Raw genomic sequence first — 13,800 nt, forward strand, 5'->3', positions numbered from 1 at the left:
CTGATAAGCCGGCAGTGCCACGGCCGCCAAAATACCAATGATCGCCACAACGATCATCAGTTCGATCAAGGTAAAACCTTGCTGGATAGTGCGCTTCATCTAAAGCTCCTGGGTAAAAATTAGGTAACCAGCATCAGCAATTGTTGTGCCAATGCGCGTTCGGTGATCTGTCCTCTGCGCAGGCAAGTTTTGCTTGCAAGTCCAGCGACATTCCAACATTTTCTGACAAGTTTGCCGCAGGCGTATGACAAAGTTGTCATGGCTGTGGGTATCGTGCCAAAAGATGTCACTCTTGACCCAGCGCAGAGCCTCAGGTGGCGGGGTGTAGCAGGATGAAGTGCAGCCGCGTGCCCGCCAGTTCGATCAGGTCGTCATGCTGCAGCGGCCGGGGATCAGAGCCCACGGCCAGGCCGTTGAGGCGCAGGCTGCCGTCCGTGCCTTCGGTGCGCGCGACCGTGAAGCCCGTGGCCTTGCGCGTAATTGCGGCCACGGCCACGCCGGGCTTGCCCAGGGTGGTCACGGGCTTGACCAGCGCCACTTCGCGTGCGGCATCGCCTTCAATGCGCAGGCAGGCGGGCTGGGCCGCAGCCGCGGTCGCGGCCCAGGCCGCATATTCCTCGGGGGTGAACTGCAGGCTCAGCTGGTACTGGCCGATGTGCAGCTGATCGTCATGCTGCAGTTCCTGGCGCGTGATGCGCTGCTGGTTCACATAAGTGCCGTTGGTGCTGTGCAGGTCTTCGATGGTGACGCGGCCGTCCACGCAATGCAGCAGCGCATGCTCGCCGCTGACGGCCAGATTGCTGATCACGATGTCGTTGTAAGGCCGCCGCCCGAGCGTGGTGCGCTCCTTGGTCAGCGCGACTTCCTTGATGATGGTTCCGTCAATTGAAATGACCAGGCTGGGCATGCACGGGACTCCTGCGGGTGATGGGCGCACAGCCTTGAGTGAAGGCAGGCAACGGGGAAGTTTAGAGGGTTTTGCAGGGCATGGCCGGCCGCGCGGCGGGACGTGAAGCGCGGTCAGCGCGCGGGCGCGGGCTCGACGCTTGCAAGAATGACGCTGATGTTGTCATGACCACCGAGCGCGTTGGCGCGCGCTATCAATTGCTCCGCTTGCCGGGCCAGCGGCTCGGGCGTGGCCAGCAGCGCTGCGATCTCGCCTGCGGTCAGCAGGTCGCTGAGGCCGTCGGAGCACAGCAGGATGCGGTCGCCGGCTTCGAGCATCTGCTCGTGCAGCGTGGGCCGCGCACGTTCGGCGACCCCGAGCGCGCGCGTGACCAGATGGCCCAGGCCGGACTGCGCTGCGGCGTCGGCGCTGATCTGGCCGGCGTCTATCTGTTCCTGCAGCCAGGAATGATCGCTGGTGAGCTGCGTCAGCGTCTCGCCGCGCCACAGATAGGCGCGCGAGTCGCCGAGGTGGGCCAGGACCAGGCGGTCCTGCACGAACACCGCCGCGACCACGGTGGCCCCCATGCCCTGGCAATCGGCATGTTCGCGCGCATGCGCGCGCACGGATGTGTTCGCGGCCTGCACGCAATGCTCGAGCGCGCGGTGCACCACTGCCATGCGCGGCGGCTGGCTTTTTTTCGCCGACTTGAGCGCGCTGTGCTGCAGCGACTGCGTGATGCACTGCACCGCGAGCGCGCTGGCGACTTCTCCGGCGCGATATCCGCCCATGCCGTCGGCAAGCACCGCCACGGACCAGACGGTGTCCACCTCGATATGCACGGCATCTTCGTTGTTCGGACGCACCATGCCCGGGTCGGTGCGCTGCGCAAATGCGTAGCGCCACTGCGGTCGTGGCGGAGAGGGGCGGCAAAAGCGCAGGAGCACAGGCAGATGGGTTGGAAGGGCAGGGACGGACGCATCGGATTGGTGCGAACCCGGCGATTGTCCCGGGGGAGGCAATGACCCTTTGACTTTTGGGGCCCATGGTAGCGCGTGCCCATGAAAAAAGGATGGTGCCCTGCGCGCCATCACGGTGCGAAAAGCATCCATCCCTTGTCCTGCGGACTGCGCTGCGAGAGCGCGGCCCCAGGCGGCATCAAGCCTTGAAGATCAGATCAGGCCCTTGAGCAGACGCGCCATTTCCGACGGGTTGCGGGTGATCGTGAAGCCGCACTCTTCCATGATGGCGAGCTTGGCGTCGGCCGTGTCGGCACCACCGGAGATCAGCGCGCCGGCGTGGCCCATGCGCTTGCCCGGAGGGGCGGTGACACCGGCGATGAAGCCGACGATAGGCTTCTTCATATTGGCCTTGCACCACATGGCGGCTTCGGCTTCATCGGGTCCGCCGATTTCACCGATCATGATCACGGCGTCGGTGTCCGGATCGTCGTTGAAGGCCTTCATCACGTCGATGTGCTTGAGACCGTTGATCGGGTCGCCACCGATGCCGACAGCCGACGACTGGCCAATGCCCAGTTCGGTCAGTTGTGCCACGGCTTCATAGGTCAGCGTGCCGGAGCGCGAGACCACGCCGATGCGGCCCTTCTTGTGGATGTGACCGGGCATGATGCCGATCTTGATCTCGTCAGGCGTGATCAGACCGGGGCAGTTGGGGCCCAGCAGCAGGGTCTTCTTGCCGCCGGCAGCTTCCTTGGCCTTCATGCGGTTGCGCACTTCGAGCATGTCACGGACTGGAATGCCTTCGGTGATGCAGATCGCCAGGTCCAGGTCGGCTTCGACGGCTTCCCAGATCGCGGCAGCAGCGCCAGCGGGCGGCACGTAGATCACCGACACGGTTGCGCCGGTCTGGTGAGCGGCTTCCTTGACGGAACCGTAGATTGGGATGTTGAAGATCGACTCGCCGGCCTTCTTGGGGTTCACGCCCGCGACGAAGGCATTCTTGCCGTTCGCGTATTCCTGGCACTTTTCAGTGTGGAACTGGCCTGTCTTGCCGGTGATGCCCTGGGTGATGACTTTGGTGTCTTTGTTGATATAGATCGACATGTTGCTCTCTCCAGGGTCTATTACTTGACGGCTTCGACAATCTTGGTGGCAGCTTCAGCCATGGTGTCGGCCGAGATGATGGGCAGACCGGATTCGGCCAGCATCTTCTTGCCCAGCACTTCGTTCGTGCCCTTCATGCGAACCACCAGCGGCACTTGCAGGTTCACGGCCTTGCAAGCCGTGATCACGCCCGTGGCGATGGTGTCGCACTTCATGATGCCGCCGAAGATGTTGACCAGAATGCCTTCGACCTTGGGGTTCTTCAGCATGATCTTGAAGGCTTCGGTGACCTTCTCGGGAGTGGCGCCGCCGCCCACGTCCAGGAAGTTGGCCGGTTCGCCGCCGAACAGCTTGATGGTGTCCATGGTCGCCATGGCCAGGCCGGCGCCGTTGACCAGGCAGCCGATGTTGCCGTCGAGCGAGATGTAGGCCAGATCGAACTTCGAGGCTTCGACTTCGGCTGGATCTTCTTCGTCCAGGTCGCGGAAGGCAACGATTTCGGGGTGGCGGAACAGCGCGTTGGGGTCGAAGTTGAACTTCGCGTCCAGGGCGGTGATGGTGCCCTTGCCGTCGCGGTTCAGCGGGTTGATTTCAACCAGCGACGCGTCGGTGTCCATGTAGCACTTGTAGACCTTCTGGCACACGTCGATGAACGATGCCACCGAGTCCGCAGGCATGCCGATGCCCTTGGCGAGTTCTTCGCCATTGGCCTGGGTGAAACCTTGCAGGGGGTCGACCATCACGGTGATGATCTTCTCGGGAGTGGAGTGGGCCACTTCCTCGATGTCCATGCCGCCTTCGCTGGAGGCAATGAACGCCACCTTCTGCGTGGCACGGTCGGTCACTGCCGACAGATAGTATTCTTGCTGGATGTCGGCGCCGTCTTCGATGTACAGGCGGCGGACCTTCTGGCCTTCGGGGCCGGTCTGGTGCGTGACGAGCTGCATGCCGAGGATTTCGCCGGCGATGCGCTTGACGTCTTCAATGGTCTTTGCGACCTTGACGCCGCCGCCCTTGCCGCGGCCGCCCGCGTGGATCTGGGCCTTCACGACCCACACTGGGCCGCCAAGCTTTTGAGCCGCTTCGACGGCTTCTTGTACGGTGAATGCAGGAATGCCGCGCGGAACGGGCACGCCGAACGTACGCAAGATTTCCTTGCCTTGATATTCATGAATCTTCATGAGCTGTCTCTCTCTCAGGAATGGTGGTTTACCCGGTTGCCATAATGCTGTCTGGCCGCGGGCGTGGGACATGGCAATCCGGGAATGTATCATGCTGCGATGCACCATCCCTGGTGTAAAACTACTAACCCATATACTGGCTTTAGTGCTGCCCACGTAGTTCTAGGCCGGTAACGATTGCAGGAGTTTTCCATGTCCAAAGTCTTCATCGACGGCGAAGCCGGCACCACGGGTCTGCAGATCCGCGAAAGACTGCAGGCAATGCCCGGCGTAGAGCTGGTCAGCATTGCCCCCGAACTGCGCAAGGACCCGGCCGCCAAGCGTGCCCTGGTTGCCGGCGTGGACCTGGTGATCCTGTGCCTGCACGACGACGCCGCGCGCGAGACTGCAGCCATGGTCGATGCCATCGAGCAGGAGACCGGCCGCGTCATCAAGATCATCGATGCCTCCACGGCCCACCGCACGGCACCGGGCTGGGTCTATGGCTTTCCCGAGCTCTGCGATGGTCAGCTCGAATCCGTGAAGAACGCGACGCGCGTCTCCAACCCCGGCTGCTACGCGACCGGCGCAATCGCGCTGCTGCGTCCGCTGGTCGATGCCGGCCTGCTGCCCGCGGACGCCGGCGTGAGCCTGCCTTCGGTGTCGGGTTATTCGGGCGGTGGCCGTCCGATGATCGAAGCCTACGAGGCCGGCACGGCTGCGCCCTACGAAACCTATGCGCTGGGTCTGTCGCACAAGCATGTGCCCGAAATCATGCGCTACACCGGCCTCACGCGCCGTCCGCTGTTCATTCCCGCGGTGGGCAACTTCGCCCAGGGCATGCTGGTGCAGCTGCCCCTGCATCTCGACCTGCTGCCCGGCGCGCCCAAGGCCGCCGACCTGCATGATGCGCTGGCCAGCCATTACGCGCGCACCGCGACGCCCGAGCAATGGGTGTCGGTGCTGGCGCCCACCGACGACGGCAAGCTGGCCGCCGACACGCTGGCCAATACCAACAAGCTCGAACTGCGCGTGTTTGCCAACGAGCAATACCGCCAGGCCGTGCTGATCGCCCGCCTCGACAACCTGGGCAAGGGCGCGAGCGGCGCGGCGGTGCAGAACATGCAGCTCATGCTGGGAATCTGAGGAGTGCGCGGCCCATAGGTCGCGCCAGGGGCTCGCTGCTTGGATTTACCTGAGGGCAGGCCGTTCATCCTTCGACCAGCTCAGGACGAACGGGGACTGAACGATGACCGGCTCTGGGACTCGCCTCAGTCCGAGGCGTCTTCCGGCACCTGTCCCGCCACCACCTTGCGCACCACTTCGCCGGAAAACCCGCGGCTGGCGAGAAAACGCATCTGCTTGAGCTTGTCCTGCGGGGTTTCGGCCGGCGCGCCGAAGCGCTGGCGCCAGATCGTGCAGGCGCGCTGCCATTCGGTGGCGCGCAGTTCCTGCGTGGCGGCGCGCACGGTGTCGTCGTCCAGGCCCTTGCTGCGCATTTCCTGCACCACGCGCGCCGTGCCCAGCTTGCTGCCGCGGCGGTAGGCGACGGACTGCGCGACGCGTTCGGGATTGATGAAATTCTTGGCTTCGAGCTCGTCGAGCATGGCCGTGAGGTCGTCGCCTTCGGCGACATGGGCCGCTAGCTTGCGCTCGAGTTCGAGCCGGGAATGTTCGCGCTGGGCCAGCAGGCGCAGCGCGCGGCCCTTGAGGGAGAGAGTGGCAAAACCCATGGTCTGAAAAGCCGCCGGCCGAACCGTGGCATGCGGTCCGGCCGGCGCGGTGCTTACTCTTCAGCGGCCGCGGCCTTGTCGGCCTTTTCCGCTTTTTCGGCTGCCTTGTCGGTCTTCGACGGCTTGCCTGCAGCGGGTGGGGGCGTGGTGCCGGCGAGCAGCGAGATGCCCAGGCCTTCGCGCACGCGGTTCTCGATCTCGTGCGCCAGGTCGGGATTCTCGCGCAGGAATTCACGCGCGTTGTCGCGGCCCTGGCCGATCTTCTCGCCACGGTAGGCGTACCAGGCACCCGACTTGTCGAGGATCTTGGCTTCCACGCCCATGTCGATGATTTCGCCTTCGCGCGAGATGCCTTCGCCGAACAGGATGTCGAACTCGGCGGTCTTGAACGGCGGGCTGACCTTGTTCTTCACCACCTTGACGCGGGTTTCGTTGCCGATCGCGTTGTCGCCCTTCTTGATCGTGCCGGTGCGGCGGATGTCCAGGCGCACGGAAGCGTAGAACTTGAGCGCATTGCCGCCGGTGGTGGTTTCGGGCGAGCCGAACATCACGCCGATCTTCATGCGGATCTGGTTGATGAAGATGACCATGCAATTGGTCTTCTTGATCGTCGCCGTGAGCTTGCGCAGCGCCTGGCTCATCAGCCGGGCCTGCAGGCCGGGCAGGGCGTCGCCCATTTCGCCTTCGATTTCGGCCTTGGGCGTGAGCGCCGCGACCGAGTCGATGACGATCAGGTCGACCGCGCCCGAACGCACCAGGCTGTCGACGATCTCGAGCGCCTGTTCGCCGGTGTCGGGCTGGCTGATCAGCAGGTCGGACAGCTGCACGCCCAGCTTCTGGGCGTACTGCACGTCGAGCGCATGTTCTGCGTCGACAAACGCACACTGGCCGCCGATCTTCTGCATCTCGGCAATGACCTGCAGCGTCAGCGTGGTCTTGCCCGAGGATTCCGGGCCGTAGATTTCAACCACGCGGCCGCGCGGCAGGCCGCCTACGCCCAGCGCGATGTCCAGGCCCAGCGAGCCGGTCGACACGACCTGGATGTCTTCGATGACTTCGCCTTCGCCCAGGCGCATGATGGTGCCCTTGCCGAACTGCTTCTCGATCTGCGCCAATGCGGCTTGCAGGGCCTTGGCCTTTTCGGTGTTGGCGGCGATGGCGGGGTTGGTGCCCTTGACAGTGGTGACGTCCATGAAAAACTCCTAGAAAGCAATGATTTTGGATAGCACCGACTGTCTGTTGTTACTGCCAGGCTGGATGCTTGAACAGTAGTTTATGGGCGTTGTACCAATGTGTATAGATGGTTTTTAGTCAGTTTGCCTGACAATAAAGCATGGCACTTTCTTCCCGTTCCACACCGCCACCGGTCCCGCATGCACCCCTGGCCCCCTATTCAGACGCCTGGCGCCAGACCCATCTGGGCCGGTTGCTGGGGCATTCGATGCGCCGCTTCGATGCGCGCGTGATGCAGCTCATGGCGCATGCGGTCGAAGTGCCGCTGGCGCTGTCCAACCTCGCGGCGCGCGACCAGGTCAGCGCCGCGCATATCCACATCACGCGCCATCTGTCGCTGGGCGGCGACCGCCTGACCGACCTGGCCGAACGCGCGGGCATGACCAAGCAGGCCATGGCCGACCTGGTCGAGCAATGCCTGGCCTGGGGCCTGGTCACGCGCGAAGCCGATGCGCGCGACCGGCGCACGCGCTGGATACGCTTCACGCCCACGGGGCTGAGCTGGCTGCAGGCGTTCGAGGCGGCCGTGGCCCAGGCCGAGGCCGAGTTCCGCGCCGAGGTCGGCGACGATGTCGCGACCGTGGTCGCGCTCGGGCTCGAAGCCTATTCGGCCAGCAGCGGCAGACCCGCATAGCGCGAAAACCCCCTGGCGGCGCTTCATGCTCCACCCCTAGAATGGTTCAAAACGATCGGCGGCCATGCTCCGCTGCGCTTATCTAGGGGAGACATCCGCATGCGCATTTTGATTGCAGAAGACGATCAGGTCTTTGCCGATGGCCTGCTGCGCAGCCTGCGCGGATCGGGCGCCGTGGTCAGCCATGTGGCCAGCGGCAGCGAGGCCGAATCGGTGCTGATGACCAGCAGCGAGTTCGACCTGCTGATCCTCGATCTGGGCCTGCCCAAGATGCATGGCCTCGAAGTGCTGCGCCGCCTGCGCGGGCGCGGCGACGGCCTGCCGGTGCTGATACTCACGGCGGCCGACAGCGTCGAGGAGCGCGTCAAGGGCCTGGATTTCGGCGCCGACGATTACATGGCCAAGCCGTTCAGCCTGCAGGAGCTCGAGGCGCGGGTGCGTGCGCTCACGCGCCGCGGCATGGGCGGCGCGAGCAGCACCATCAAGCACGGGCCGCTGGTCTATGACCAGTCGGGCCGCGTCGCGACCATAGACGGCAAGATGGTCGAGCTGTCGGCGCGCGAGCTGGGCCTGCTCGAAGTGCTGCTGCAGCGCGCGGGCCGCCTGGTCAGCAAGGATCAATTGGTCGAGCGCCTGTGCGAGTGGGGCGAGGAGCTGAGCAACAACGCGATCGAGGTCTATATCCACCGGCTGCGCAAGAAGATCGAGCATGGACCGATACGTATCGCGACGGTGCGCGGGCTGGGGTATTGCCTGGAGAAAATACGGGATTGAATATGGGAAGTCCACGCCCTGAAATGCCCTTCGGTCCTTCGACCGGCTCAGGACTCAGGGCGAACGGCGGTGTCGCCGTTGGCGCTGAGCACGCAAGTCCCTTGCACCCATGAAAATCTTCCAGCGCGAGCAATATTCGCTGTTTGGCGGCATCCTCGACTGGATGCTCACGCCGCTGCTGCTGCTGTGGCCTGTGAGCCTGGCGCTGACCTGGCTGGTCGCTCAGGGCCTGGCCAACCAGCCCTATGACCGCGCGCTGGAATACGACGTGCGCGTGCTTGCCAAGCAGGTGCAGCAAGGCCAGACGAAGTTCAGCCTGGCGCAGGCGCTGAGCCACAACCTGCGCACCAGTGCCGCGGACAGCGTGCATTACCAGGTGCTGGACCCCCAGGGCCGGCTGGTCGCGGGCGAACCCGATCTGCCGCGGCCGCCGTGGACCGATGGCGAGCGGCGCTATGGCGAAGTCCAGCTCTACGACGCCGAGCTGCGCGGCGTCGACATGCGGCTCGCGGCGACCTGGGCGCCGATGGGGCGCGAAGGCCCGCTGGCGCTGGTGCAGGTGGCCGAAACCCGGGACCAGCGCAGCACCTTGGCGACCGAAATCATTCGCGGCGTGATGCTGCCGCAGTTCGTCGTCCTGCCGCTGGCGGTGATGCTCGTATGGATGGCGCTGGCGCGCGGCATCACGCCCTTGCACCGGCTCGAGGAGCGCATTCGCGCGCGCAAGCCCGATGACCTCTCGCCGCTCAATTTCCAGGACGTTCCGCTCGAAGTCGCGCCGCTGGTGAATGCCGTCGATGACCTGCTGTGCCGGCTCAACGAATCGCTGGCCACGCAAAAGCGCTTTCTGGCCGACGCCGCCCACCAGCTCAAGACGCCGCTGGCGGGCCTGCGCATGCAGGCCGACCTCGCGCAGCGCGAAGGCACGAGCACGCAGGAGCTCAAGCGCTCGCTGCAGCAGATCGGCCGCGCAAGCATGCGCGCCAGCCATACCGTCAACCAGTTGCTGGCGCTGGCGCGCGTCGAAGGCACGGGCGCGGCGCTGATCAAGCAGCGCTGCGATCTCGCGCGGCTGGTGATCGACGTGGTGCGCGACTCGGTGCCGCGCGCGCTCGACAAGTGCGTGGATCTGGGCTACGACGGCGCCGAACCGGGCGCGCCGGGCGTCTGGATGGAAGGCAACCCCACGCTGCTGACCGAGCTGGTGCGCAACCTCGTGGACAACGCGATCAACTACACGCCGTCCACGCCCGAGCAGCCCGGCGTTGTCACGGTGCGGCTGTTGACCGACACGTTTGGCCGGGTGATATTGCTGCAGGTGGAAGACACCGGCCCGGGCGTGCCCGAGGCCGAGAGAGCGCTGGTGTTCCAGCCGTTCTACCGCGCGCTGGGCACGCAGGCCGACGGCTCGGGCCTGGGCCTGCCCATCGTGCAGGAGATCGCGCGCCAGCATGGCGCCCAGGTCTACCTCGAGCCGGCGCGCGCGCAAAGCCCGCCCGGGGCGCGCTTCAGCGTGCGTTTTCCGGCGCTGCCGGTGCAGCCTTCCACGCGCTGAACCATCACGCTGCCGTGGGCGCGGCGGCCGCACGGCCTGCCTGGCTGGCGGCGATCATCGCCGCGCTCGACTGCGCGGCCGACTCCAGCAGCCAGTTGCGGAAGGTGCCGAGCGCGCCATGGTGCGAACGGCCTTCGGGATAGCAGAACCAGTAGCCGAGATGACTGGCGTAGCCATGGCCGGGCAGGGGTTCGGTGACCAGGCCCGAGGCGATCTCGTCCTGCACCAGGCAGCGCGGCACCAGCGCCACGCCCATGCCCGCCATCACGGCGCGGATGATGCTCTGGAACTGGTCGAACTGCGGGCCGTCGAGCGCGCGCATGCCGGTCACGCCATGCGCCTGGCTCCACTGCGCCCAGGCATCGGGAATGGTCACATGGCGCAGCCGTGTGCAGTTGATGAGGTCTTCGGGAGAGCGCAGGCGCAGCGCGCCGGGACTGTTGTCGGGCGGCGCGATCAGCGCGACCTGCTGGCCGACCAGGTAGTGGGCGCGCGCGCCCGGCCAGTGGCCGTCGCCGAACAGGATGGAGCAGTCGAGCGTGGGGCTTTCGAAGTCATAGCTGTGGACATAGGGCACGAAATGCAGCGTGACCTGGGGCTCGCGCTGCTGGAACTGCGGCAGACGCGGGATCAGCCATTTGGCACCAATGGTGGGCAGCACCGACAGGTAGAGCGCACCACGGCGGTCATCGCTGGTGATCAGCTCCAGCGTCGCGGCCTCGAGCTGGGACAGCAGCGCGCGCACGCTGCGTTCATAGCGTTCGCCCGCCGGGGTCAGCGTCAGGCGCTTGCGGCTGCGCTCGAACAAGGTCACGCCCACCCATTTTTCAAGCTCCTGCACCTGCTTGCTGACTGCGCTCTGCGTCAGGTGCAGCGCTTCGGCAGCGCGCGAAACCCCGCCAAAACGCACGACAGTGGAAAAAGCCCGCAACAGATGTACGGGAGGATTGAGGCGGCGCAAACTGGTCATGGATGTCGCTCACAGAGAATGGCTGAGGATGCTCATATAGCTTGAATGTATTCCAATTTGGAATAACAACAGGCACAGGTATTGCTTTGTCTATGCCACGAATTCCGTTAATCTTTCTTATCGAAAAGGAAAATACCACCATGCAACGTCGTCACTTTATTGCCTCCATCGCCGCTACAACTGTCGTTCCCGGAATGTCTTTTGCGCAGGACAATAGCCGGCCCCTGCGCATCGTGGTGCCTTTCCCCCCGGGCGGCTCCACCGACATGGTCGTGCGCAATCTGCAGGACGTGCTGGGCCGCATCCTGAGCCAGCCCGTGGTCATCGAGAACCGCGCGGGTGCGGGCGGATCGATCGGCATGTCCGAAGTGGCGCGCGCCACCGACAACCTGACGCTGGGCGTGGCCACCTTGTCGACCCACGGCGTGAACCCCGCCGTGCTGACCAAGATGCCTTACGACGCGATGAAGGACTTCGTCGGCGTGACCGAAATGGTCAAGGCCCCGGGCGTGATCGTGATCAACCCCAAGACCCTGCCCGTCAAGGACATGGCCGAACTCGTCGCCTACCTCAAGGCCAATCCCGGCAAGGTCAGCTACGCGACCCCCGGCAACGGCACCATCGGTCACATGTGGGGCGAGCTGTTCAAGCGTGCCACCGGCACCGACATGCTGCACATTCCCTACCGCGGCGCGGGTCCGGCCATCAATGACGTGCTCGGCGGCCAGGTTCCCGTGTACTTCGACCAGGTGGCTTCGTCGCTGGCCCAGATCAAGTCCGGCAAGGTGCGCGCCATCGCCGTGAGCTGGCCCGAGCGCCTGGACGTGCTGCCCGAAGTCCCCACCTACGCCGAACTGGGCTACAAGGACATCAACGATCCTTCGTGGTTCGGTCTGGTCGCGCCCAAGTCCATGCCCGCAGCCCAGGTCGCACGCATCCAGAAGGCCGTTGCCGCCGCGCTCAAGGAAGACGTGGTCAAGCAGCGCATGGCTGCCCAGGGTCTGTACCCCACGGGCACGACTACGGCCGCTTTCTCCAAGCAGATCGAAACCGAGATCGCCAAGATGAAGCAGGTCGCGGCCTACGCAAAGATTCAGTTGGATTAACACCCCCTGAGCGGCTCACGCCGGATGGCCGGCCCCCGCTCCCCCCTCTCAACCTTCGGTGGAGGGGGACGACACCATCGCTGCGGGGCGGCCCTTGCTCGGTGTCCCTTTGCCGGGACACGCCAGTATCAAACGCTGTGACGGGCCTTCTGCAGTTGACGCCGTTTTCCTTCGACATTTTGTAGAGGAACGGCACCCTCACCTTTCGTCTGCCTATGCATCCCGTCTTGCAATTGATCAGCCAACGTTTCCAGCATGCCCAGCCCGGAGTTTCGGGCGTGGCCCATGCTCCCGCTCCGGCCCAGATGGTGACCAGCGTTCCCGGCACCAGTGCCGTGGTGCTGGACTCGCCGCACAGCGGCACCTGGTATCCCGACGACTTCGGCTCCTGCCTGCCGCTGGCCACGCTGCGCCAGGCCGAAGACACGCATGTCGAAAAGATCTATGCGTTTGCGCCTTCACTGGGCGTGAGCTGGGTCGAGGCCCACTTCCCGCGCATCTACCTCGACGCCAACCGTGACACCACGGAAATCGACACCGGCATGATTGCCGGCGACTGGCCTTTGCCCGTCACCGAAGACCAGGTGGTGCTGCAGAAGGTCCGGCTGGGCAAGGGCCTGATCTGGAAATTCACCGATGCGGGCGTGCCCATTTATGAGCGTGCGCTGTCGGTCGATGAATTGCTGGCGCGCATCGAGCGCTGCTGGAAGCCCTACCACGCGGCCGTGGCCAAGGCCATAGACGCCGCCCATGCGCGCCATGGCTACAGCATCCACATCAACTGCCATTCGATGCCTGCGGTCGCGGCCAGCCATGCGACGCTGCATCCCGGTCTGGTGCATGCGGACTTCGTGATCGGCGACCGCGACGGCACCACGGCCGACACGCGGCTGTCGCAGCGCATCTGCGATTTCCTGCGCGCGCGCGGCTACAGCGTCGATTACAACCACCCCTACAAGGGCGTGGAGCTGGTGCGCCGCTACGGCAACCCGGCCGACAACCGCCACAGCATCCAGATCGAGATCAACCGCAAGATCTACATGGACGAGCAGACGCTGGAACTCGACCAGGCCGGCTACCTGCGCCTGACCAAGGATTTGCAGGCCCTGGTCGAAGATCTGATGGCGCTGGATCCGCGCGCCTGATCAAACCGTCGCGCCCATGAAAAAGCCCGGCGACGCCGGGCTTTTTTTCGTCTGCGGTACCGATCAGGACGCGCAGGCGCGCAGCGGCTTGCCGCCGAACGCCGGCAGCGCCTCAAGCTGCGCGCGCAGCGCGGACGTGGCCGCTGGCAGGCGCAGCACGAAGCCATGCTTGTCGGGGCGCTCCTGCACCACGCGCGCGCTGCGCACGCCCTGGCGCACCAGCTGGGTCAGTTCGCGCGTCGCGGCTTCCTCGCTAGAGAAACGGCCCAGCGACAGGCCGGGCTCCAGCGTTCCGCCCGCGCGGTCATGGTCGAGCTTGCGCGCCACAAGTTCGGCGCGCTTCTTCTCGAGCGCCTGGTTGTCGGCGAACTTGCCCATGTAGACCATCCAGCGGCCGGGCTGGGTGATGGCGTCGAGCTTCCAGCTGCCTTCGGGAAATTGCAGCACCAGCGCGCGGCGCAGCGTGTCCGAGGCGTCATCGTCAAAAATGCCGGCCTGCAGGCATTGGGCCGGCCCTTCCTGCGCTGGCGGCGCCTCG

15 protein-coding genes are annotated in these 13,800 nt (G+C 65.0%); 6 read left to right on the plus strand and 9 right to left on the minus strand.

Translation table 11 applies throughout. The features are described from left to right. From RR928_RS19620 to sucC, 5 genes are all read right to left on the minus strand, one after another. The coding region (locus RR928_RS19620; RefSeq protein ID WP_332683882.1) for a pilin at positions 1-99 on the minus strand (99 nt) is incomplete at its 3' end. Between the two features lie 211 nt (positions 100-310). Continuing rightward, positions 311-907 (minus strand): FHA domain-containing protein, encoded by a 597-nt coding sequence (locus RR928_RS19625; RefSeq protein WP_332683866.1) that lies wholly within the window; start codon positions 905-907, stop codon positions 311-313. Positions 908-1,020: 113 nt separating this feature from the next. Then, complete coding sequence (locus tag RR928_RS19630; RefSeq protein ID WP_332683868.1) at positions 1,021-1,755, minus strand: PP2C family protein-serine/threonine phosphatase; 735 nt, start codon at positions 1,753-1,755, stop codon at positions 1,021-1,023. A 303-nt stretch (positions 1,756-2,058) separates the two neighbouring features. Continuing rightward, complete coding sequence (gene sucD / locus RR928_RS19635) at positions 2,059-2,952, minus strand: succinate--CoA ligase subunit alpha (protein ID WP_332549806.1); 894 nt, start codon at positions 2,950-2,952, stop codon at positions 2,059-2,061. A 20-nt stretch (positions 2,953-2,972) separates the two neighbouring features. Then, positions 2,973-4,133, minus strand: coding sequence for an ADP-forming succinate--CoA ligase subunit beta (gene sucC, locus RR928_RS19640; protein ID WP_332549807.1), 1,161 nt, complete (start codon positions 4,131-4,133; stop codon positions 2,973-2,975). Positions 4,134-4,325: 192 nt separating this feature from the next. On the opposite strand from sucC, the gene argC reads away from it, so the two are divergent. Then, on the plus strand, positions 4,326-5,258 hold the full coding sequence (argC, locus tag RR928_RS19645) for an N-acetyl-gamma-glutamyl-phosphate reductase (protein ID WP_332540367.1): 933 nt from the start codon (positions 4,326-4,328) through the stop codon (positions 5,256-5,258). Positions 5,259-5,383: 125 nt separating this feature from the next. On the opposite strand, the gene recX is transcribed toward argC, so the two are convergent. Both recX and recA read right to left on the minus strand, forming a co-directional pair. Beyond that, on the minus strand, positions 5,384-5,845 hold the full coding sequence (gene recX, locus RR928_RS19650) for a recombination regulator RecX (protein ID WP_332540366.1): 462 nt from the start codon (positions 5,843-5,845) through the stop codon (positions 5,384-5,386). Positions 5,846-5,898: 53 nt separating this feature from the next. Next, entirely contained in the window at positions 5,899-7,038 is a 1,140-nt protein-coding gene (gene recA / locus RR928_RS19655; protein WP_332683872.1) for a recombinase RecA, read from the minus strand. Positions 7,039-7,178: 140 nt separating this feature from the next. Here recA and RR928_RS19660 point away from each other — a divergent pair, with 140 nt between their 5' ends. From RR928_RS19660 to RR928_RS19670, 3 genes are all read left to right on the plus strand, one after another. After that, positions 7,179-7,712, plus strand: coding sequence for a MarR family winged helix-turn-helix transcriptional regulator (locus RR928_RS19660; RefSeq protein WP_332548739.1), 534 nt, complete (start codon positions 7,179-7,181; stop codon positions 7,710-7,712). 99 nt (positions 7,713-7,811) lie between these two features. Beyond that, the gene (locus RR928_RS19665) at positions 7,812-8,486 is read left to right on the plus strand and encodes a response regulator (RefSeq protein ID WP_159915342.1); all 675 of its coding nucleotides are present in this window, start codon (positions 7,812-7,814) and stop codon (positions 8,484-8,486) included. A gap of 109 nt (positions 8,487-8,595) precedes the next feature. Next, a complete protein-coding gene (locus RR928_RS19670) occupies positions 8,596-10,041 on the plus strand; it encodes a sensor histidine kinase (protein ID WP_332548737.1) in 1,446 nt (481 codons plus the stop codon). 4 nt (positions 10,042-10,045) lie between these two features. On the opposite strand, the gene RR928_RS19675 is transcribed toward RR928_RS19670, so the two are convergent. After that, positions 10,046-11,011: a LysR substrate-binding domain-containing protein gene (locus RR928_RS19675; protein ID WP_332548735.1), complete on the minus strand. Its 966-nt coding sequence runs from the start codon at positions 11,009-11,011 to the stop codon at positions 10,046-10,048. A gap of 140 nt (positions 11,012-11,151) precedes the next feature. On the opposite strand from RR928_RS19675, the gene RR928_RS19680 reads away from it, so the two are divergent. Both RR928_RS19680 and RR928_RS19685 read left to right on the plus strand, forming a co-directional pair. Then, entirely contained in the window at positions 11,152-12,117 is a 966-nt protein-coding gene (locus tag RR928_RS19680; protein ID WP_332538206.1) for a tripartite tricarboxylate transporter substrate binding protein BugE, read from the plus strand. 215 nt (positions 12,118-12,332) lie between these two features. After that, a complete protein-coding gene (locus RR928_RS19685; RefSeq protein ID WP_332538208.1) occupies positions 12,333-13,262 on the plus strand; it encodes an N-formylglutamate amidohydrolase in 930 nt (309 codons plus the stop codon). Between the two features lie 63 nt (positions 13,263-13,325). Here RR928_RS19685 and RR928_RS19690 read toward each other — a convergent pair. Then, positions 13,326-13,800: SPOR domain-containing protein (locus tag RR928_RS19690; protein ID WP_332683876.1), on the minus strand; the 475-nt coding region annotated here is incomplete at its 5' end.

Origin of the sequence: Comamonas sp., from assembly GCF_036666375.1 — a bacterium.
GTDB lineage: Bacteria > Pseudomonadota > Gammaproteobacteria > Burkholderiales > Burkholderiaceae_C > Comamonas.

Excerpts from the sequence above, each read along its gene's own strand:
- sucD (WP_332549806.1), bottom strand. The coding sequence starts at position 2,952 with ATGTCGATCTATATCAACAAAGACACCAAAGTCATCACCCAGGGCATC.
- RR928_RS19685 (WP_332538208.1), top strand. The coding sequence starts at position 12,333 with ATGCATCCCGTCTTGCAATTGATCAGCCAACGTTTCCAGCATGCCCAG.
- recA (WP_332683872.1), bottom strand. The coding sequence starts at position 7,038 with ATGGACGTCACCACTGTCAAGGGCACCAACCCCGCCATCGCCGCCAAC.
- RR928_RS19665 (WP_159915342.1), top strand. The coding sequence starts at position 7,812 with ATGCGCATTTTGATTGCAGAAGACGATCAGGTCTTTGCCGATGGCCTG.
- RR928_RS19675 (WP_332548735.1), bottom strand. The coding sequence starts at position 11,011 with ATGACCAGTTTGCGCCGCCTCAATCCTCCCGTACATCTGTTGCGGGCT.
- RR928_RS19660 (WP_332548739.1), top strand. The coding sequence starts at position 7,179 with ATGGCACTTTCTTCCCGTTCCACACCGCCACCGGTCCCGCATGCACCC.
- argC (WP_332540367.1), top strand. The coding sequence starts at position 4,326 with ATGTCCAAAGTCTTCATCGACGGCGAAGCCGGCACCACGGGTCTGCAG.
- recX (WP_332540366.1), bottom strand. The coding sequence starts at position 5,845 with ATGGGTTTTGCCACTCTCTCCCTCAAGGGCCGCGCGCTGCGCCTGCTG.
- RR928_RS19630 (WP_332683868.1), bottom strand. The coding sequence starts at position 1,755 with ATGGTGCGTCCGAACAACGAAGATGCCGTGCATATCGAGGTGGACACC.
- RR928_RS19670 (WP_332548737.1), top strand. The coding sequence starts at position 8,596 with ATGAAAATCTTCCAGCGCGAGCAATATTCGCTGTTTGGCGGCATCCTC.
- RR928_RS19680 (WP_332538206.1), top strand. The coding sequence starts at position 11,152 with ATGCAACGTCGTCACTTTATTGCCTCCATCGCCGCTACAACTGTCGTT.
- sucC (WP_332549807.1), bottom strand. The coding sequence starts at position 4,133 with ATGAAGATTCATGAATATCAAGGCAAGGAAATCTTGCGTACGTTCGGC.
- RR928_RS19625 (WP_332683866.1), bottom strand. The coding sequence starts at position 907 with ATGCCCAGCCTGGTCATTTCAATTGACGGAACCATCATCAAGGAAGTC.